The sequence below is a fragment of the Xanthomonas graminis pv. graminis genome (assembly GCF_030168915.1).
GTDB classification, from domain to species: domain Bacteria; phylum Pseudomonadota; class Gammaproteobacteria; order Xanthomonadales; family Xanthomonadaceae; genus Xanthomonas_A; species Xanthomonas_A translucens.
Window position 1 is genome coordinate 872,975 of sequence record NZ_CP076255.1, and the last position, 18,838, is coordinate 891,812.

The 18,838-nt window shown below is 68.5% G+C and carries 18 protein-coding genes; 6 read left to right on the forward strand and 12 right to left on the reverse strand.

The features are described 5' to 3' along the window. Positions 1 to 119: 119 nt before the first annotated feature. The 3 genes from KHF85_RS03740 to KHF85_RS03750 are packed head-to-tail and all read right to left on the reverse strand — an operon-like array spanning position 120 to position 3,180. A complete protein-coding gene (locus tag KHF85_RS03740) occupies positions 120 to 578 on the reverse strand; it encodes a response regulator (RefSeq protein ID WP_009577442.1) in 459 nt (152 codons plus the stop codon). Next, positions 575 to 2,485, reverse strand: coding sequence for an ATP-binding protein (locus KHF85_RS03745; protein WP_284568586.1), 1,911 nt, complete (start codon positions 2,483 to 2,485; stop codon positions 575 to 577). The genes KHF85_RS03740 and KHF85_RS03745 overlap by 4 nt, the downstream gene beginning before the upstream one ends. Continuing rightward, positions 2,482 to 3,180: a helix-turn-helix transcriptional regulator gene (locus tag KHF85_RS03750; RefSeq protein WP_284568587.1), complete on the reverse strand. Its 699-nt coding sequence runs from the start codon at positions 3,178 to 3,180 to the stop codon at positions 2,482 to 2,484. Before KHF85_RS03750 ends, KHF85_RS03745 begins: the two co-directional genes overlap by 4 nt. 127 nt (positions 3,181 to 3,307) lie before the next feature. Here KHF85_RS03750 and KHF85_RS03755 point away from each other — a divergent pair, with 127 nt between their 5' ends. Together KHF85_RS03755 and msrA are read left to right on the forward strand one after the other, a co-directional pair. Beyond that, on the forward strand, positions 3,308 to 3,823 hold the full coding sequence (locus tag KHF85_RS03755) for an SgcJ/EcaC family oxidoreductase (RefSeq protein WP_064538249.1): 516 nt from the start codon (positions 3,308 to 3,310) through the stop codon (positions 3,821 to 3,823). 151 nt (positions 3,824 to 3,974) lie between these two features. Further along, entirely contained in the window at positions 3,975 to 4,625 is a 651-nt protein-coding gene (msrA, locus tag KHF85_RS03760; protein WP_284568588.1) for a peptide-methionine (S)-S-oxide reductase MsrA, read from the forward strand. Between the two features lie 167 nt (positions 4,626 to 4,792). On the opposite strand, the gene tal is transcribed toward msrA, so the two are convergent. The 6 genes from tal to ahpC all read right to left on the reverse strand — a co-directional run bounded on the left by tal (position 4,793) and on the right by ahpC (position 10,644). Further along, the gene (gene tal / locus KHF85_RS03765) at positions 4,793 to 5,758 is read right to left on the reverse strand and encodes a transaldolase (protein WP_284569467.1); all 966 of its coding nucleotides are present in this window, start codon (positions 5,756 to 5,758) and stop codon (positions 4,793 to 4,795) included. 48 nt (positions 5,759 to 5,806) lie between these two features. Beyond that, positions 5,807 to 6,235: a nucleoside diphosphate kinase regulator gene (gene rnk / locus KHF85_RS03770; RefSeq protein WP_284568589.1), complete on the reverse strand. Its 429-nt coding sequence runs from the start codon at positions 6,233 to 6,235 to the stop codon at positions 5,807 to 5,809. A 98-nt stretch (positions 6,236 to 6,333) separates the two neighbouring features. Beyond that, complete coding sequence (locus KHF85_RS03775) at positions 6,334 to 7,131, reverse strand: tetraspanin family protein (RefSeq protein ID WP_284568590.1); 798 nt, start codon at positions 7,129 to 7,131, stop codon at positions 6,334 to 6,336. A gap of 103 nt (positions 7,132 to 7,234) precedes the next feature. Further along, positions 7,235 to 8,200: a LysR substrate-binding domain-containing protein gene (locus KHF85_RS03780; RefSeq protein WP_284568591.1), complete on the reverse strand. Its 966-nt coding sequence runs from the start codon at positions 8,198 to 8,200 to the stop codon at positions 7,235 to 7,237. Positions 8,201 to 8,289: 89 nt separating this feature from the next. Beyond that, entirely contained in the window at positions 8,290 to 9,879 is a 1,590-nt protein-coding gene (ahpF, locus tag KHF85_RS03785) for an alkyl hydroperoxide reductase subunit F (RefSeq protein ID WP_284568592.1), read from the reverse strand. A gap of 201 nt (positions 9,880 to 10,080) precedes the next feature. Then, entirely contained in the window at positions 10,081 to 10,644 is a 564-nt protein-coding gene (gene ahpC / locus KHF85_RS03790; RefSeq protein ID WP_053836221.1) for an alkyl hydroperoxide reductase subunit C, read from the reverse strand. Between the two features lie 214 nt (positions 10,645 to 10,858). Here ahpC and prmC point away from each other — a divergent pair, with 214 nt between their 5' ends. From prmC to pip, 4 genes are all read left to right on the forward strand, one after another. Further along, positions 10,859 to 11,692: a peptide chain release factor N(5)-glutamine methyltransferase gene (gene prmC, locus KHF85_RS03795; RefSeq protein ID WP_284568593.1), complete on the forward strand. Its 834-nt coding sequence runs from the start codon at positions 10,859 to 10,861 to the stop codon at positions 11,690 to 11,692. A 335-nt stretch (positions 11,693 to 12,027) separates the two neighbouring features. Then, positions 12,028 to 12,369, forward strand: coding sequence for a hypothetical protein (locus tag KHF85_RS03800; protein WP_284568594.1), 342 nt, complete (start codon positions 12,028 to 12,030; stop codon positions 12,367 to 12,369). Continuing rightward, positions 12,366 to 15,131, forward strand: a complete 2,766-nt coding sequence (locus KHF85_RS03805; protein WP_284568595.1) for a zeta toxin family protein — start codon at positions 12,366 to 12,368, stop codon at positions 15,129 to 15,131. Before KHF85_RS03800 ends, KHF85_RS03805 begins: the two co-directional genes overlap by 4 nt. Before the next feature lie 103 nt (positions 15,132 to 15,234). Further along, on the forward strand, positions 15,235 to 16,176 hold the full coding sequence (gene pip, locus KHF85_RS03810; protein ID WP_284568596.1) for a prolyl aminopeptidase: 942 nt from the start codon (positions 15,235 to 15,237) through the stop codon (positions 16,174 to 16,176). A 293-nt stretch (positions 16,177 to 16,469) separates the two neighbouring features. Here pip and KHF85_RS03815 read toward each other — a convergent pair whose 3' ends face one another. The 3 genes from KHF85_RS03815 to KHF85_RS03825 all read right to left on the reverse strand — a co-directional run bounded on the left by KHF85_RS03815 (position 16,470) and on the right by KHF85_RS03825 (position 18,775). Continuing rightward, positions 16,470 to 17,360: a transglutaminase-like domain-containing protein gene (locus KHF85_RS03815; RefSeq protein WP_009577632.1), complete on the reverse strand. Its 891-nt coding sequence runs from the start codon at positions 17,358 to 17,360 to the stop codon at positions 16,470 to 16,472. A gap of 70 nt (positions 17,361 to 17,430) precedes the next feature. Continuing rightward, on the reverse strand, positions 17,431 to 18,231 hold the full coding sequence (locus KHF85_RS03820) for an N-formylglutamate amidohydrolase (protein ID WP_284568597.1): 801 nt from the start codon (positions 18,229 to 18,231) through the stop codon (positions 17,431 to 17,433). Beyond that, positions 18,224 to 18,775, reverse strand: a complete 552-nt coding sequence (locus KHF85_RS03825) for an NUDIX hydrolase (RefSeq protein WP_284568598.1) — start codon at positions 18,773 to 18,775, stop codon at positions 18,224 to 18,226. Before KHF85_RS03825 ends, KHF85_RS03820 begins: the two co-directional genes overlap by 8 nt. Positions 18,776 to 18,838 lie beyond the last annotated feature (63 nt).

Below are 18,838 nucleotides of genomic sequence, written 5' to 3' on the forward strand. Positions count from 1 at the left end.
CGCAAGGCTGCGACTGTCTGCGGAAAGAGAGTAAGCGCGGCGCTGGGCTTGTGCTGCGCGCCGCCGCCGCTCAGCCTTTTCCGAGTCCCGAGTCCCGAGTCCCGAGTCCCGGCTCCACCTCAACCTCTCCACCCAGGCGGCACCGCTTCCGGATCAGCCAGCGCGCGCAGGCGCTTGAACAGCACCGTGGTCTCGGCCACGTTCCAGACCCGCAGCGCCACTTCGAAGGTGTCCAGCGGCTTGGTCAGGAAGTCCTTGGCGCCCAGGCCGAGCGCGCGGTGGCGCGCGCTGCGGCTGGGGTCGGCGGTGAGCACGATCACCGGCAGGAAGCTGGACGCGCTCGCCAGCCGCGACAGCTGCTCCAGGATCGCGTAGCCGTCCAGCTCCGGCATCATCAGGTCGAGCAGGATCAGGTCCGGGGCGAACGCCGAGACCAGGCCCAGCACCCGTTGCGGATCGGTGGTCGCCACCACCTGCTGGAAGCCTTCGCGCTGCAGTAGGTCTTCGAGCAGGCGGACGTTGGCCGGTTCGTCGTCGACGATCAGGATGCGCGAGGCGAGGACATCGTTGCGGGTCATGCGAGGTGTCGGTCCAGAACGGTGAAGAATTCGGCCACGTCCAGCGGTTTGGTCAGGTAGGCGCGCACATTGTCGCCCTGCACCCGCGCCAGCGTGGCGGGCGTGGCATCGGCGCTGACCACCACCACCGGGATCGTTGCGGTGTGCGGCTGCGCGCGCAGTTGCCGCAGCAGGTCCTCGCCGTTGCCGTCGCTCAGGTGCAGGTCGAGCAGGATCAGGTCGGGGCGGGCCTGTTGCAACTGCGCGCGTGCCTGCGCCAGCGTCGCCGCCTCGTGCAGGCGCCAGCGCGGGCGGCGCTCGGCCAAGGTGCGGATCAGCGCCTGGTTGGAGGGATTGTCCTCGACGCTGAGCACGCTGCGCTGGCCATCGCCGGCCGCGGTCGCGGCGATGGCCGGATGCGCTGCCGGCACGTCGGCGGGCCGGTCCAGCGGCAGCGCGATCCCGAACCGCGAACCCTGCGGACTGCTGTCCACCGCGATGCGCCCGCCCATCGCCTCGGTCAGGCGCTTGCTCAACGCCAGGCCCAGGCCGGTGCCTTCGATCGCCGAGCGCTCCGCGCCGAGCCGCTCGAACGGCGTGAACAGGCGCTGCACCTGCTCGGCCGACAGGCCGTGGCCCTGGTCGTGCACGGCGATGCACAGGCACGCGTCCTGCTGCTCGGCACTCACCCACACCGCGCCGCCGGGGCGGTTGAACTTGATCGCGTTCGACAGCAGGTTGATCAGCACCTGGCGCAGACGCTGCGGATCGGCACGCACGGTCCAGGCGGGCGCGATCTGCAGCGGTTGCAGGACGATGCCGCGGGTGTTCGCCTCGGGCGCGACCAGGCCCAGCGCTTCCTCGATCGCCGCGCGCACCGGCACCGGCTGCGGGCTCAGGTCGAGCTGGTCGGACTCGATGCGGGCGATGTCCAGCAGCTCGGTGATCAGCCCGAGCAGGTGTCGCCCGGCGCCGAGGATGTGCTGCAGCTGGCCGCGCTGCGCCGCGCCGGGCAGGTCCATTTCCAGCACCTGCGCATAACCGAGGATGGCGTTGAGCGGGGTGCGCAGCTCGTGGCTGCTGCGCGACAGGAACTCGGTCTTGGCGCGGTTGGCGGCCTCGGCCTCGCGCCGCGCCGACTGCGCCTCGGCGGCACGCGCGGCGAGCAGGGTGCTGGCCTGGTCCAGGCGTTGCGCGACCTGGCCCAGTTCGTCGCCGGTACGCAGCTGCGGCGCCAGCGGCAGGCCTTCGCCCAGGCGGTCGGCATTGGCCGACAGCACGCGCAGCCGCCGCGACAGCGAGGAGGCGAACCAGGCCACCGCGAACACCGCGCCGAGTCCGCCCAGCATCGCCGCGCACAGGGTGATCAGCAGGTTGCGCTGGCGCAGCGCCTGCGCCTTGGCGGTGCGGATCTGTAGCTGCGCGGTCTCGTAATTGCGCAGCTCGCGCAGTTCGGCGCGCAGGATGTCGAGCTTGACCTTGCCTTCGCTGAGCTGGCGGATCTCTTCCTCGCGGCTCAGGTCCGGCGCCAGCAGCCGCCGCCAGCCCTGCATCTTCTCCGCGAACAGCGGCTGGATGCGGGCGAAGCGCTGCGCCTGGCGTGGATCGGTGATGCGTTGCGCCAGGCGCTGCACCACGGTCTGCAGGCGCGGTTCGGCGTCGCGGTACGGGGTCAGGAACGCGTCCTGCCGCACCAGCCGGTAGCCGCGCACGCCGGCCGCGGTTTCGGCCAGCAGCGCATGCGCCTCGTACAGGTCGCTGAGCACTTCCAGGGTCTGGCGCACGTCGTTCTCGGCGGCGACGTTCTGCCGTTCCACGCTGTAGATCGCCAGCAATGCCGCCAGCAGCAGCAACAGCGGCAGCGCGACCACCGCCAGGCTCTTGCGGGTCAGCGGCCAATCGTTCCAGCGCAGCGTCGCCGCGCTCACAGCGCCATCCCCGCCTGCACCGCATATACCGCCGCCTGGGTGCGATCGGACAGCTGCAGCTTCTGCAGGATGCGCTCCACATGGACCTTGGCGGTACCGGTGGAAATGCCCAGTTCCGCGCCCAGCCCGGCATTGGTCAGGCCGCGCGGCAGCAGCGCCAGCACCTGCCGTTCGCGCGCGCTGAGCGCGCCGAGCCGGTCCGGTGGCGCCGGCTTGCGGCGCCGCGGCGCGCGCGCCGGTTCGGCTACCGCCGGCGCCAGCAGCGCGGCGATGGTGGCGATCGCCTGCACGTCGCCCTGCGCCGGCACCATGCGCGCGTTCCAGCCCAGGCACAGCGTGCCGAGCGGGGTACCCAGCGCGGCGATCGGCACGCACAGCTCGGCCGCCTCGCCCGCGCGTGCGGCCAGGCGCCAGGACAGCGCCGGGCCGTCGGTGGCCACGCTGGCGCCGGGCGGCAGCGCATCGCCATGGCTGGCCAGCACCAGGCTGCGGCTGCCGCGCAGCGCCAGTACCGCGGCGTGCGGCGCATCCAGCAGCTCGCGCGCCAGACGCAGCGCGGCGGCTCCGGCCTGCTCGGCGCCCGCGGCGCGGGTCACCGCGTCGGCGGCGTCGGCCACCGCCTGCCAGCGCGCGCTATCGGCCGCTTCGCGACGCAGTTCCTGCCGCCATTGGCCTGCATTGAGCGGGGCTTGCATGCTGTTCTCCACTATGCCGATCGGCATATTCGAGGATATGCCGCCCAGCGGATTTTACGCAAGCCGCGGCTGCCAATACTGGCTTCGCCCCGAGACGGCATTCCCTCATCCACAGCGGAGATCCACCATGCGTCGCATCCTGTTCACTTTGGTCCTGAGCCTGTCCACCACCACCGCGCTGGCGGCCCCGGCGATGCACTACGACGCCCGGCCGTCGCTGCCGGCCGCGGGCGAGGAGCGCGAGATCGCCGGCCTGTTCGACCGCTGGAACGCGGCGCTGGCCACCGGCAACGCCGATCGCGTCGCCGACCTGTACGCCCGCGACGGCGTGCTGCTGCCGACCGTGTCCAACCAGGTCCGCGCCAGCCGCGCCGAGATCAAGGACTACTTCGACCACTTCCTGGCGGCCAAACCGCAGGGCGTCATCAACTACCGCCAGGTGCGACTGCTCGACGACGACAGCGCGGTCGATGCCGGCGTCTACACCTTCACCCTGAGCAATCCGGACGGCAGCACCCGCAAGGTGCAGGCGCGCTACACCTTCGTCTACGAGAAGCGCGACGGCCGCTGGCTGATCATCAACCACCACAGCTCGGCGATGCCGGAAGTGGCCAGCGCCGGCAGCAAGACCGCGGCGCATTGACCTGGCGGACGCCTGGCGCGGGTCGACAACGGCCCGCCGCCATGGCGCCGTGCGGCGTCGGCGTCCCCGGCGCTGCGCCACGCGCACCTTGAAAGCCGGCGCCGGCAGCGCCATCCAGGAGGCATCCCTTTCGATGCCAGGAGTCCGCGCCATGTTGGGAATCGGTGCCTTCAAGCAGCGCCTGCCGCGCCCGGGCGAAAGCCTGCCCGGCCGCGCGCAGCCGCTGCCGCTGCACAACCGCCATTTCGTCAACGGCCACCCGCTGCGCGACGCGTTCGCCGGCCTGCACCAGGTGCAGTTCGGGCTGGGCTGCTTCTGGGGCGCCGAGCGCACCTTCTGGTCGCTGCCGGGCGTGTTCAGCACCGCTGTAGGCTATGCGTGCGGGCAGACGCCCAACGCCACTTACGGTGAAGTGTGCTCCGGCCAGACCGGCCACACCGAGGCGGTACTCGTGGTGTTCGACCCGCAGGCGCTGAGTTTCGAGCAGGTGCTGCAGACCTTCTGGGAAAGCCACGATCCGACCCAGGGCATGCGCCAGGGCAACGACACCGGCACCCAGTACCGTTCGGCGATCTACTGCAGCACGCAGGCGCAATACGCTGCGGCGCTCGCCAGCCGCGACGCCTACCAGCAGCGCCTGCGCGCGGCCGGCTACGGCGAGATCACCACCGAAATCCTGTTCCCGGCGCCGCCGTTCTACTACGCCGAAGACGAACACCAGCAGTACCTGGCCAAGAACCCGGGCGGCTACTGCGGATTGGGCGGCACCGGGGTCAGCTGCCCGCTCGGCTTGGATGCCTGAACCGGTCGCGCAGCGCCCACGCGCTGCGCGGTCGTCTAGCGAGCCGGAAATCGGCGGCGCAGCGGACACCCGCATTGCCCATTCCCTCTTCCCGTTTCCCTAGTGCCTGCACCCAAAAAAGAGCGACGTCGCCGCCGCTCTCGGTCGCGCTGGTGCAGCGCTGTCGCTCAGGCGGCCAGCTTCTGCCGGATCGTGTCGCGCAGCGTCTGCAGGTCCTTGGCGAAGGTGTCGATGCCGCTGGCCAGTTTCTCGGTTGCCATCGGATCGGCGGCCAGGTCGGTGGCGAACTGCTGGGCATCGATCTGCGCGATCTGCGCGCCGTCGGCCTGGCCGGGCGAGAGCTTGCGCGGCAGCTCGCCATGGTCGGCGTCGAGTTTTTCCAGCAGCTCCGGCGAGATGGTCAGGCGGTCGCAGCCGGCCAGCGCCTCGATCTGCGCGGTGGAGCGGAACGAGGCGCCCATCACCACCGTCTGCGAACCGCGGCGCTTGAACTCGGCGTACACGCCGCGCACGAACTGCACGCCCGGGTCTTCGTCGATGCTGGACGGGGTCTGCCCGTTGGCCACGTACCAGTCCAGGATGCGGCCGACGAACGGCGAGATCAGGAACACGCCGGCCTCGGCGCAGGCCAGCGCCTGGGTGCGGTTGAAGATCAGCGTCAGGTTGCAGTCGATGCCGTCCTTCTGCAGCTGGCGCGCGGCCTCGATGCCTTCCCAGGTCGCGGCGACCTTGATCAGGATCTTGTCCTTGGACACGCCGCGCTCGGCGTACATGGCGATGAACTTGTGCGCCTTAGCGATGGTGGCGATGGTGTCGTGGGCCAGGTCGGCATCCACCTCGGTGGACACACGCCCGGGTACCAGCGCACTGAGCTTGCTGCCCACGCCGATGGTCAGGCGGTCGGCGATCTCGTCGACCAGGGCGGCGTGGTCGCCGTGCTGGCTGCGCGCCCAGGCCAGCGCCTCGTCGATCAACTCGGCGTAGACCGGCAGGTCCAGGGCTTTCTTCACCAGGGTCGGATTGGTAGTGCAATCGACCGGCTTGAGCCGTTTGATCGCATCGTAGTCGCCGGTATCGGCCACGACCACGGACAGGTCGCGCAGCTGGGCCAGCTTGGAAGGAGCGGAAGACATCATCGATAGCTCTCGGAACGAATGAAGTGAAGGGTAGCCCTGCGCACGTTAACGCGTTGCGCGCGCGGCGGCGTCCGCCGCCTGCACCGCGAGCACGCGCAGCCGCAGCGGGCGGCCGCCGGGGGCCTGCCATTCGATCGATTGGCCCACGGCCAGGCCCAGCAGGGCGCTGCCGACCGGCGCCAGTACCGAGACGCGGCCTTGCGCGGCATCGGCTTCGTGCGGATAGACCAGGGTCAGCTGGTGGCATTCGCCGTGCAGTTCGTCTTCGCATTCCACGTGCGAGTGCATGGCGACGATATCGGCGGGAATCTGTTCGGGCGCCACCACCGTGGCACGGCCGAGTTCTTCGGCCAGCGCGAGCGCGGCCGGGTGCTGCCGCAATGCGGGCGATTCGAGCAAGGCCTCCAGACGCGCCAGATCGTGGCTGGACACGATCAGCGACGGGGGCAGGCCGCTTTGCGGTTGCGAGGACATGGCAAACTCCTCAAGTCATGAAAAAGGCGGCGCTGCGAGGCGCCGCCCGGATGGCGCTGGCTGCTGCGTGGCATCGGCCGCAGGGCCGATGGCCGCGCTCAACCAGCAGTAGTGACGTGCGGCTGCGTGGGCAGCAGTTGCTCCAGCACCGCCAGCAGCAGCGGGCCGTCGAACAAGGCGGTGTAGCTGACGCTGACCTTGCTGCCGCCGCGCAACTGGAATTGCAGACGCGAGGTCCATGCCGACACGTCCATGCCGACGATGTCGTCGATGCGGATCTCGTTGTCGGCGAAGGCCAGACGCTCGCGGCTCAGCTGCACGGTTTCGATCGGGCCGCGGGTGAAACCCTTCATGTTGACCGCGAATTCGCGGCGGATCGCGCCGGCGGTGGTGACCATGCGGAAGCTCAGCGTCTGCCCGGCATCGAGCTTGGCCATCAGCACCGGCACGCGCGCCTGCAGGTAGCCGTGCATGAAGCGGTCGAGGAACGTGTAGTAGCCGCCGATGTTGCCGTTGGCCGCCTGCCACTGGTCCTGGCCTTCGCGCCGCCAGCCCAGGTTGACCGAGAGGCCGGCGCGGTAGAACTGGCAGGTCTCGACGATGTCGCGATACAGATAGGTGCCGTCGCTGCGCTCGGGAAACTGGCGCACGCCCAGCTCGCCCTGTTCCCAGCCGCCGCGGCGGATCGCCCAGCCCAGCAGGATGGTCAATACGCCGACCAGGGCCAGGCCGAGCATGATCCATTGCAGCGTCTGCGCCGCGTCCGGCGCGACCTTGTCGCGCACCACGAACAGCAGGACGCCGCAGGCCAGCAGCGCCACGCCGAACAGCATGACCAGGATCGACAGCGTCGCATTGTTGCGATGGCGGCCGAGCACGGTTCCGATAGATGTCATCCGCATTCCTTTACACAGGTAATGACGGGATTGTCGCACCGAGGACTGTAAACCGGGCGTCAGCGTCGCCCGTACGCCTTGCGCCAACGGCGCGGCGCTGTGCTCAGAGCGTCGCCACGCGCGGCAGCGCGGCGGCCACCGGAGCGGACGCGGTCGGTGCGGCCTTGGCCGACAGCAGCGCTTCGGGCAGCGCCTTGAACAGCGTCGCCAACTGCTCCAGGAAATCGCTCATCGCCGAGCTGCGGCGCCACAGCATCGCGATGCGTCGGCTTGGGCCGGAGGCATCGTCGAAGCGCAGCAGATGGATATTGGACGAGTTCGCCACCGGCGGCTGCACCGCCAGCAGGGGCAGCAAGGTCACGCCGACATTGGCGGCCACCATCTGCCGCAGCGTTTCCAGGCTGGTGGCCTGGAATTCGGCCTTTTCCAGCGCGCCGGACAAGTGGCACACGTCCAGCGCCTGCTCGCGCAGGCAATGGCCGTCCTCGAGCAACAGCAGCCGTTGCTGGTGCAGTTCGCTCATGCTCAACGAATCGCGCTGGGCCAGCGGATGACCATCCGGCACCGCCAGCACGAACGGTTCCTCGAACAGGAATTCGGTATGCAACTGATCGTCGTGCAGCGGCAGCGCGAGCAGCGCCGCATCCAGCCTGCCTTCGCGCAGCCGGGTCAGCAGCACGTCGCTCTTTTCCTCGATCAGCAGCAGTTCCAGTTGCGGGAAGCGCTCGCGGATGCCAGGGATCACGTGCGGCAGCAGGTACGGGCCCAGCGTCGGGAAGATGCCCAGGCGCACCGTGCCGGCTTCCGGGTCCTGGCTGCGCCGCGCCGCTTCCTTCATCTGCTCGATCTCGGCGACGATGCCGCGCGCGCGGCTGGCCGCCTCGCGCCCGGCCGGGGTCAGCATGACCTTGCGCGGCGCGCGCTCGACCAGCGGCACGCCCAGTTCGTCCTCCAGCTTCTTGATCTGCGTGGACAGCGTCGGCTGGCTGACGAAACAGGCCGCCGCGGCACGCCCGAAATGCTTGTGATCGGCCAGCGCCACCAGGTATTTCAGATCACGCAGGTTCATCGGCAGGTTCCTTGGCGGGGCGGGCTGTGCTGGGAACAGCATAGACCCCGCGCCGGGTCGCGGCGCGGGGTCTATGCGGCGTGACCGGGTCAGGCGGCTTCGGCGACCGCGCTGCTGACCGGCGCGCTGCTGCGGATCAGGTGGTCGAACGCGCTCAGCGCCGCCTTGGAGCCTTCGCCCATGGCGATGATGATCTGCTTGTACGGCACCGTGGTGGCGTCGCCGGCGGCGAACACGCCGGGCAGCGAGGTCTGGCCGCGATCGTCGACCACGATCTCGCCGCGCGGCGACAGCGCCACCGTGCCCTGCAGCCACTCGGTGTTGGGCAGCAGGCCGATCTGCACGAAGATGCCTTCCAGCGCCACGCGGTGGACGTCGCCGCCGACGCGGTCCTTGTAGACCAGCCCGGTGACCTTGCTGCCGTCGCCGATCACCTCGGTGCTCTGCGCGTTGACGATGATGTCCACGTTGCCCAGGCTGCGCAGCTTGCGCTGCAGGACTTCGTCGGCGCGCAGCTTGGCGTCGAACTCGACCAGGGTGACGTGGCTGACGATGCCGGCCAGGTCGATCGCCGCTTCCACGCCGGAATTGCCGCCGCCGATCACCGCCACGCGCTTGCCCTTGAACAGCGGGCCGTCGCAATGCGGGCAATAGGCCACGCCCTTGTTGCGGTACTGGTCCTCGCCGGGCACGTTCATCTGCCGCCAGCGCGCGCCGGTGGACAGGATCACGCTGCGGCTCTTCAGCGACGCGCCGTTGGCCAGCCTGATCTCGACCAGGCCGTCGGCGCCGGCTGGAATCAGTTGCTCGGCGCGCTGCAGGTTCATGATGTCCACGTCGTACTGGCGCACGTGCTGCTCCAGCGCCGCGGCCATCTTCGGGCCTTCGGTCTCCTGCACCGAAATGAAGTTCTCGATCGCCATCGTGTCCAGCACCTGGCCCCCGAAACGCTCGGCCGCCACGCCGGTGCGGATGCCTTTGCGCGCGGCATAGATCGCCGCCGCCGCGCCGGCCGGGCCGCCGCCGATCACCAGCACGTCGAACGGCGCCTTGGCGGCGATGCTGGCCGCATCGCGCTTGGCCGCGCCGGTGTCGAGCTTGGCCACGATCTGCTCCAGGCTCATGCGGCCCTGGTCGAACACTTCGCCGTTGAGGTATACGGTGGGCACCGACATGATCTGCCGCGCCTCGACCTCGTCCTGGAACAGCGCGCCGTCGATCGCCACGTGCCGGATGTTCGGGTTCAGCACCGCGGCCAGGTTCAGCGCCTGCACCACGTCCGGGCAGTTCTGGCAGGACAGCGAAAAATAGGTTTCGAACACGTACTCGCCGGGCAGGTTGCACACTTGCTCGATGACCTCGGCGGTGGCCTTGGACGGATGCCCGCCGACCTGCAGCAGCGCCAGCACCAGCGAGGTGAACTCGTGGCCCAGCGGTAGCCCGGCGAAGCGCAGGTGGATGTCGTGGCCGGGGCTGCCCAGCGCGAACGACGGCGTGCGCTCGGCGCTGTCGCGGTGCACGTCCAGGCTGATCTGGTCCGACAGCAGCACCAGGTCTTCGAGCAGGTCGAGCATCTCGCGCGACTTGGCGCCGTCGTCCACCGATGCGGTGATGTGGATGGGCCGAACGACCCGCTCCAGGTAAGCCTTCAACTGGGTTTTCAGATCGGCATCCAACATGGCGGACTCCTGACGATGGGCAAAGCGCGGGGAAGGCGTTGCTGCCGCAGGGGCAGACCGCCGTAAGAATTGGGAGGAGGGGTGAACCGCAGCCGGCGCGCGCTGCCGGTGGCTGGCGTAAGGCGGGCGTACCGGCCGCGACGCGGGCTGCGGTTCACCCCCACCCCCGCCGAAGCGGCGGAGATGGGAGTGGGGCGCGGCTTAGATCTTGCCGACCAGATCCAGCGACGGCTTCAGGGTCTTTTCGCCTTCCTTCCACTTGGCCGGGCACACTTCGCCCGGATGCGAGGCGACGAACTGCGCGGCCTTGAGCTTGCGCAGGGTCTCGGTGACGTCGCGGGCGATCGCGTTGTCGTGGATTTCCAGCGTCTTGATCACGCCTTCCGGGTTGATCACGAAGGTGCCGCGCAGGGCCAGGCCTTCCTCGTCGATGTGCACGCCGAACGCGCGGGTCAGCTGGTGGGTCGGGTCGCCGACCAGCGGGAACTGCGCCTTGCCGACGGCCGGCGAGGTCTCGTGCCACACCTTGTGCGAGAAATGGGTGTCGGTGGTGACGATGTAGACCTCGGCGCCGATCTTCTGGAACTCGGCGTAGTTGTCGGCGGCGTCTTCCACTTCGGTGGGGCAGTTGAAGGTGAAGGCGGCCGGCATGAAGATCAGCACCGACCACTTGCCCTTCAGGTCCGCGTCGGTGACTTCGATGAATTCGCCGCTCTTGTAAGCGTTGGCCTTGAACGGCGGGACCTGGGTGTTGATCAAAGACATGGAGTTTCCTCGTGGTTGCGAAGGGGAACGGGGGATAGAACGAGGCTCATCATAGGAGGGTGCGATAGATATCTCAAATCGATTGATGGAATTGAATAGATAGGTTTTTCCTATCACTCTTCAAGCCTGGCTCTTTGCTGCGCTGCGGGGGAGCACGCAGTCCCCACGTTCTACCACGTTGGCTTTTCCGCACCGCTGCGGCATCGTGACGCCGATGAACGCCCCCACCCCCGAGTCCCTGCTGCGCGCGGCCTGCGCGCAGATCGACCGTGCCGATGCCGAAGCCTTGCTGATCCACGCCCTGCGGCGCGACCGCGCCTGGCTGTTCGCGCACGCCCGCGATCCGCTGCCCGTGGATGCCGCCGAGCGCTTTGACGTCCTGCTGGCGCGGCGCGCGCAGGGCGAGCCGGTGGCCTATCTGACCGGCCGCCGCGGTTTCTGGACCCTGGACCTGGCGGTCGGCCCGGCCACGCTGATCCCGCGCGCGGACACCGAGCGCCTGGTGGAGCTGGCATTGGAGCGGCTGGACGCGGCGCCGGGCCGCCGCGTCGCCGACCTGGGCACCGGCAGCGGCGCGATCGCGCTGGCGCTGGCCAGCGAACGGCCGCAGGCGCAGGTGCTGGCCACCGACCTCAGCGAGGCGGCGCTGGCAGTGGCGCAAGCCAATGCGCGCACGCACGGCTTGCACAACGTCGCTTTCGCCCATGGTCCCTGGCTGGCGCCGCTGGCCGGGCAGCGCTTCGACCTGATCGCCAGCAACCCGCCGTACATCGCCGCCGGCGACCCGCACCTGGCGCAGGGCGACCTGCGCTACGAACCGGCCAGCGCACTGGCGTCCGGCGCCGATGGGCTGGACGACATCCGGGTGATCGTCGCCGGCGCATCGGCGCATCTGCAGCCGGGCGGCTGGCTGCTGCTGGAGCACGGCTGGGAGCAGGGCGCGGCGGTGCGTGCGCTGCTGGCCGATGCCGGCTTCGATGCCGTGGCGACCCACCAGGACCTGGAAGCGCGCGACCGGGTGACGCTGGGGCGCTGGCCGGTTGCTTGATCTCGGGTCGCTGCCCTATCTTCGCTGCCAGATATAGGCGCCGAAAAGCATGGGGGCATAGCGCGGTATCCCGGATGGCACCGGTGGCATGCACGCAAGCCGCGTAGCTGCCGATTTATGTGTCACATACAGCCGGACACGCTTTGATGAACGGCGCGAAACGTGCTTGCGCGTCCCTGTCCTCCCTCGTAGTCTCAACGAGAGCCTAAAGAACGCGGCAAGAAATGCTCCCCAGCAGGCCTTGTGCGGAGCCATTGCGCCTCACCATCGCGTTTGGATGCGTGTGCCACAAGTGTTCGTATTTGAATAATCTGATCTTGCTAAGGACGCGTCACGTGAATGATCTTCACCCTCCGAAAGTGCCGCAAAAGTTGCTGGATATCCTCAAGGACTATCCTGCGCTCGTTGACCGGCTTCAGTATCGACTGAATAGCGTTTTACAGCAGCCTTCAAAGATGACGCCTCCGTTCGAATTGGCGATATGGCTGCTGGAGGACGAACTGGGCTCCTTCATATCGGAAGCCCGTAAGGAGCTTGAAATTGCCAGGGTGAGTGGCGATCCGGTATCGATTGAAAATGCCAGGAAGAAAGATTTCGCTGTTGGGTACGCGCGTTTGAATATGGGTGGGATGGCTGATTTGCGCGCCTATTTCGAAGAAAATCGGGGGCGACTGTGAGTAACCAGAAGCTTCCAGATGATGAGCATCAAAGAGTGTTCAATGAAGAAATTATTCCCAAGAGCGGATTCTTGGAGAAGTCTTCCTTCGAGTCTCCCAAGGCTGTCATCTTGGCGGGCCAGCCGGGGGCTGGCAAAGGAACCCTCGCCAGGATGGCAGAAGTGGAGCTCAGTGGAGGTGTGATCAAGGTTGATCCAGATGAGTTGCGTGAATTTCATCCTCAAGTAGAAAAATTCCGTGCCGAACACCCCTACACATGGTCGAGCCAAACCCACGCTGATGCTGGCGGATGGGCGCAAGAGCTGCTGGATGCAGCCGTGGAAGGCAAGAAGAATGTGATCTTCGATACGACGCTCAGCAATGGCGAATGGAGCGTAGATCTGATCAAGAAATTGCAGGCGCGTGGCTATGGCGTGGAAATAAGGGCGATGGCGGCTCACAAGCTGGAAAGCGAGCATGGAGTCGATGAACGATTCTCAAGATCGCTGGATCAACGTGGCTACGGCCGCTACGTGCCCGAAGCTGCACGCGATGCCATCTACGACAAACTACCCGCTAGCCTGGATATAGTTCAGCAACAGACTACGGCGCCGATCCGCATCTTCAACCGGGAAGGCATGGAACTCTACGATAGTCGCCACGATTCGCGCGCGGCTGGACAGGCACTTCACGATGGGCGCGAGATACGCTTGAAGGACCCGGCTGTCACTCGAGGCTTAAATGAAGGTTGGCAGGCGCAACGCAGGTGGCATGGTGCGCTCCCCGAGAACCTGTCCCGCAATGAGAAAGTCGTACCTGAGATCGCTGCGCACGTGCTGCACGAGCGCGCCGAAGGTCGTGTGGTCGAGGGTGTGGAACGGCAGGCCGCCACGGCGCATACCGCCGATTTCAACGTGCGCGTCAAACCGGTAGCGATACGCGGGCTGGGCATGGCCGGCGCCGCGGCGACGGTCTACGACGCGGCGGAGACCGCGCGCACTGCCGGTCAGTTGCATGCGCAGGGCAACGACGTGGGGGCGCAGGCGCAACTGCTGCAGTTCGGTGCGCGCAACGTCGGTGGCTGGGCGGGCGGGGTGGTCGGGGCGGAGATCGGCGCGCTGGCCGGCGTGGAAACCGGGCCGGGGCTGGTGCTCACTGGTCTGGCCGGCGGCGTGCTGGGCGCGATGGGCAGCAACGAGGCGGTGCAATGGCTGGAGCAGCGCCGCATCAACAACCAGACCGATCGCAACGGGGTGGCCTGGCGCTTCGACCCCGCGGCGCCCGACAAGGGCTGGACCCGAGAAGTGGTGGACGCCTTCGGCGACCATGGCCTCTCCGTTACCCACACACAAACTGCCCCGCCGCAGGTGGCCGATGAGCTGAACTACAAGGCGGCCAGTCGCGCCGTGCAACTGCGCCTGGCGACCCCGGACGTGCCGGTCGATCCTTACCGCATCCCGGCCGACGCCAACGATACCCGCAGCCTGCGCGACAGCGCCTGGGAGCGGGATGCGCATAGCGGGCAATGGACCCGGCAGGTGAGCGATGGCCTGCTCGAGCGCAATGTCATGCACCGCCATCGCGAGTCCGCCACGCCGGACAAGGCGGCCGCATTGGAGGCGTATGCGCGGTCGGTAATGGCCTACAACGCGGCGCGGACTCCGGCGGCGATCGCGGCAGGCTATGCCGAACAACATGCGCAGGCCGGATGGGACCGCTACGGCCCGGTCCCCGAGGCAGTGAACCATGCGCGCACCGCCCAGGGAACGCTGCCTGCCTCGGATGGAGAGCTCTATACGCGCACCGCGGATGGCGCGTGGACCCGTCAGGGCTGGTTCGGCCCAAGTCAGGCGCAGGGCAACCTGCGTGAGGAACTGGAACAGACTTACCCGCTGGTGAAGGCGCTGGCATCCGGGCAAGTGCGCGAGCAGGCGCAGGAACAGGAACCGGCGCAAACGCGCGCCGTTCCGGCGGCCGCGTCGTTGCCGGCGGACGCATCGCACGCTGCCCAGCCTGAGCACGACGCAGTCCGTACTGCCCCTACTGCAGCGCAGCGACCTGCGGATCTGCGCGATCCGGCGCATCCCGGCCACCCCGAGTTCTCGAAGACCTTGCGCGAAGTGCACTACATGGAAGCCGGGCAAGGCATCGCCTCCGGTCCACATAGCGAGAAGGTGGCGGCTGCGCTGCTGGTGCAGGGCGAGCGCGAGGGACTGCGCATCACCAAAGTGGCGATGGGGCCGGATGGTCAGGTGCAAGGGCTGCAGCGTTTCAGTGCCTTCGATCCGCCGAAAACGGTGCAGGTCGATCCACGCCAGGCGCAATCGCTGGAGATGCACGACTACGCCAGCCAGTGGGCGCAGCTGCGTTCGCCGCACCTTGTCGGCCAGGCGGCGCCGGCAGAACCTACGGCCGAGCAGGCACACAGCATTGCCGCACTGTCGGCGGCGGATCAGGCGATGTTCGCGCGGATCCGCCAGGACGTGCCGGCGCATATCGGCGACGCGCATGTGGCGCAGGCGATGCTCGCTGCCAAGCAGGCTGGGATCGCCGATGCAGGCAAGATCGATCGGGTGCTGATGGCCGGGGACGCCATGTGGGTGGCTGGCACGACGCCAGGGGTGCGTACCTCGATGGATGTGTCGCAGCAGGCCGCGCCGATGCAGGAAACAGTGCAGCAGGTGCAGTTGCTCAATCAACAGCGCGAGCAGCAATTGGCGCTGGAGGCGCAGCAACGGCAGCAGGAAGGGCCTGGCGGCAGGGGCGGGCCGATCATGGGGTAGCCTCGCAGACGTCATCGGTGCGGCTGCTTTGCGGCGTTTGCTGCGGGTAGCGCCGCCAACACGCCATCCGCGGGTAAAATCCAGTTTTCAGGCAGGAACCGCCATGCGCACGCTATATCCCGAGATCGTACCGTTCGACAGTGGCATGCTGCCGGTGGACGCGCGCCACACGCTGTACTACGAACAGTGCGGCAACCCGCAGGGCAAGCCGGTGGTGCTGTTGCACGGCGGGCCGGGCGGCGGCTGCAATGCCAAGATGCGCCGCTTCCACGATCCGGCCAAGTACCGCATCGTGCTGTTTGACCAGCGCGGCTCCGGCCGCTCCACGCCGCACGCGGACCTGGTCGACAACACCACCTGGGATCTGGTGGCCGATATCGAGACGCTGCGCGAAACGCTCGGCATCGCGCGTTGGCAGGTGTTCGGCGGCAGCTGGGGGTCGACCCTGGCGCTGGCCTATGCGCAGACCCATCCGCAGCGCGTCACCGAGCTGGTGCTGCGCGGCATCTTCCTGCTGCGCCGCTGGGAACTGGAGTGGTTCTACCAGGAAGGCGCCAGCCGCCTGTTCCCCGATGCCTGGGAACATTACGTTGCGGCAATTCCACAGGTGGAGCGCGCCGACCTGATCTCCGCATTCCATCGCCGCCTCACCAGCGACGACCAGGCCACGCGCCTGGCTGCGGCGCGCGCGTGGAGCGTGTGGGAGGGCGCCACCAGCTTCCTGCACGTGGATGCGGATTTCGTCGACGGCCATGAGGACGCGCAGTTCGCGCTGGCGTTCGCGCGCATCGAGAACCACTACTTCGTCAACGGCGGCTTCTTCGAGGTGGAAGACCAGTTGCTGCGCGACGCGGGGAAGATCGCCGATATTCCCGGCGTGATCGTGCAGGGCCGTTACGACGTGGTGTGTCCGGCGCAGAGCGCCTGGGAGCTGCACAAGGCCTGGCCGAAGGCGACGCTGCAGATCACCCCCAGCGCCGGCCATTCCGCGTTCGAGGCGGAAAACGTCGACGCTCTGGTGCGCGCCACCGACGCCTTCGCCTGAGCTGGGCATGGCGTGCGCCGCCGTCCGCGGCGCACGCCCACGCAGTGCGCTGCCGCCTTACATCCTGCGGGACCATTACCGCTTTTCGCGGCAGGTGCGCCCCAGGTGCGGGCGAGGGGGGCGCTGAGTCCTGGAAGTGCGCTGCAGTCGGGACGGAAGTCCCTTCCACAATGGGCCGGAGCGTCCATCGCCTCGCCGAATGTTCCCGCGGCATCAGACCTGGAGGGCTTGGGGACTAGCGCTCGCGACCGACTCCCGCTCCCGCGAGCGCCCCCAGCTGCAACCAAGCCACGCTAGAGATAAAGCCCTTCGGTGTGCAGCGCGGCGGCGCCGGTGCCGACGCCGCTGGCGGCGGCAGGACGCGGATCCAGGCGCGCCTGGTCGGTCTCGTCGGTCCATACCACGAACGATTCCAGCGTGTTGTAGCCGAAGGTGTTGCTGATCGCCACGTCGGCGGCGTCGCGGCCGCGCGCGATCAGCACCCGGCCGATGCGCGGCAGGTTGTGGCGCGCGTCGAAGGTGTACCACTGGCCGTCCAGGAACGCCTCGAACCAGCCGGAGAAGTCCATCGGCGCCGCCGAGGCGGGCACGCCGATGTCGCCCAGGTAGCCGGTGCAATAGCGCGCCGGGATGTTCATGCAGCGGCACAGCGCGATCGCCGAGTGGGCGAAGTCGCGGCACACGCCGCGGCCTTCCTGCAGTGCCTGCGCCGCGCTCTTGGTCGGGCGCGCGTGCTCGTAGCCGAATTGGATCTGCGCATGCACGTAGTCGCAGATCGCCTGCACCCGCGCCCAGCCGGTCGGCGCGCTGCCGAACAGGTCCCAGGCCATGCCGCTGAGCAGGTCGGTCTCGCAATAGCGGCTGCCGAGCAGGTACATCAACGTGTCCTCCGGCAGCTCCTGCACCGGCGTCTGCGGCGCGTCGTAGCGATATTGGTCGGGCAGGCCGCTGTCGCGCACCACCGCGTCGGCGCGCAGGGTCAGCACGCCGGCCGGGGCGAGCATGCGCGTGCAGCTGTTGCCGTACTGGTCGCGGTAGCCGCGCAGCGGGATCGCCGGCTCGGTCTGCAGCGCGGTGGCCACGACGATGTCGGTGCGGCGGCTGTCGTGGATGTCGAGCATGGCCAGCACCGGGGTGGGCTGCAGGAAGCGATAGCGGATCTCGTAGCCGAGGCGGATGAGCATGGGGGAGGCTCCGGTGGATAAGGCTAGGGCGTTGAACGGACGGCGATGATCGAGAGTGCGCAGCCTGCGCTCAGCCCGATGTGAAGCCAGCTTGCAACCGATTCAGCATGCTGAGCAAGCGCTGCGCCCATTGCCGCTGTCCTGCGGGGTCGGCGATCAGGTCCTGGCGGATCTCCAGTTCCACGTGCGCCAGGCCGCGCGCCTCGGCATGCACCGGGATCGCGTAGTCGGTGGCGTCGCTGACCGAATACGGCTGGTTGTCGCCGACCACCAGCCCCGGTTCGGCGCACAGTTCGGCCAGCAGCGCCTGCGCGAAACGGGCATCGCGCTGATACAGCACGCCGGCATGCCAGGGCCGCGACTCGCCGGCCATCGACGGGGTGAAGCTGTGCATGGCGATCAGGATGGTGGCCAGGCCGGCGTCGCGGCGCCGGTCCAGTTCCGCGGCGATGCGCGCGTGGTAGGGAACGAAGATCGCCGCGGCGCGCGCCGCGCGCGCCGCGGCGTCCAGCCCCAGGTTGCCCGGCACCACGGTGCCGTCGCTGCGCTCGGCGATCGAACCCGGCGCCGCCAGCGGCCGGTTGCAGTCGATCACCAGCCGCGAATAGGTCTGCTCGATCGCGAACGCATCCAGCGCCTGCGCCAGTGCGCGGGTGACCCCGGCGATGCCGATGTCCCAGCCGATGTGCCGGTCCAGTTCGTGCTGCGGCAGGCCGAGGCCGGCCAGCGCCTGCGGCACCTGCTGTCCGGCGTGGTCGGCGATCAGCAGGTAGGGCGAGCGGCCCTGCGCCTGGTGCACGCGGTAGGGCGGCGGATCGCCGGCACCGAGCAGGGGCGGGCCGGCGTCCGCGCGCGCAATCGGCTCAACCACGCGGGGTGCCGTCCAGCCGGTGCTCGATCATCCACAGCCCGGCCCACAGCTTGGCGTCCAGCTCGTAGCCTTCGCCCATCTTCTGCACCAGCCAGGCCGCGGCGCGGGCGCGCGGCACCGCGTGCACGGTGATGTCCTCGCTGGCGTCGCCGCCGCCGTCGCCGACCTTGTGCAGGCCGCTGGCACGCACGAAGGCGACCTTTTCGTTGCTGGCGCCGGAGGAGGTCGGGCCGATCATCAGCACTTCGGCGTGGTCGGCGGTCCAGCCGGTCTCTTCCTCCAGTTCGCGCACCGCCGACAGCTCGATCGATTCGCCGGCGTCGATGTCGCCGACCAGTCCGGCCGGCATCTCGATGGTGCGCGCCTGCAGCGGCACGCGGAACTGCTCGACGAACAGCACCTCGTCGTCCGGGGTCACCGCGACGATGATCGCGGCCAGGCCGCCGGCATGCACGCGTTCGGAATACTCCCAGGTACCGCGCACCACCATGCGCTGGTATTTGCCTTCGTAGACGATGCGGGGCGGGGAATCGGGGCGGGTCATGGGCGGCGTTCGCTCGGTTCGGAAGAGGATAGCGCGGCCGCGGCAGCGCGCGGCCCGGCTGTG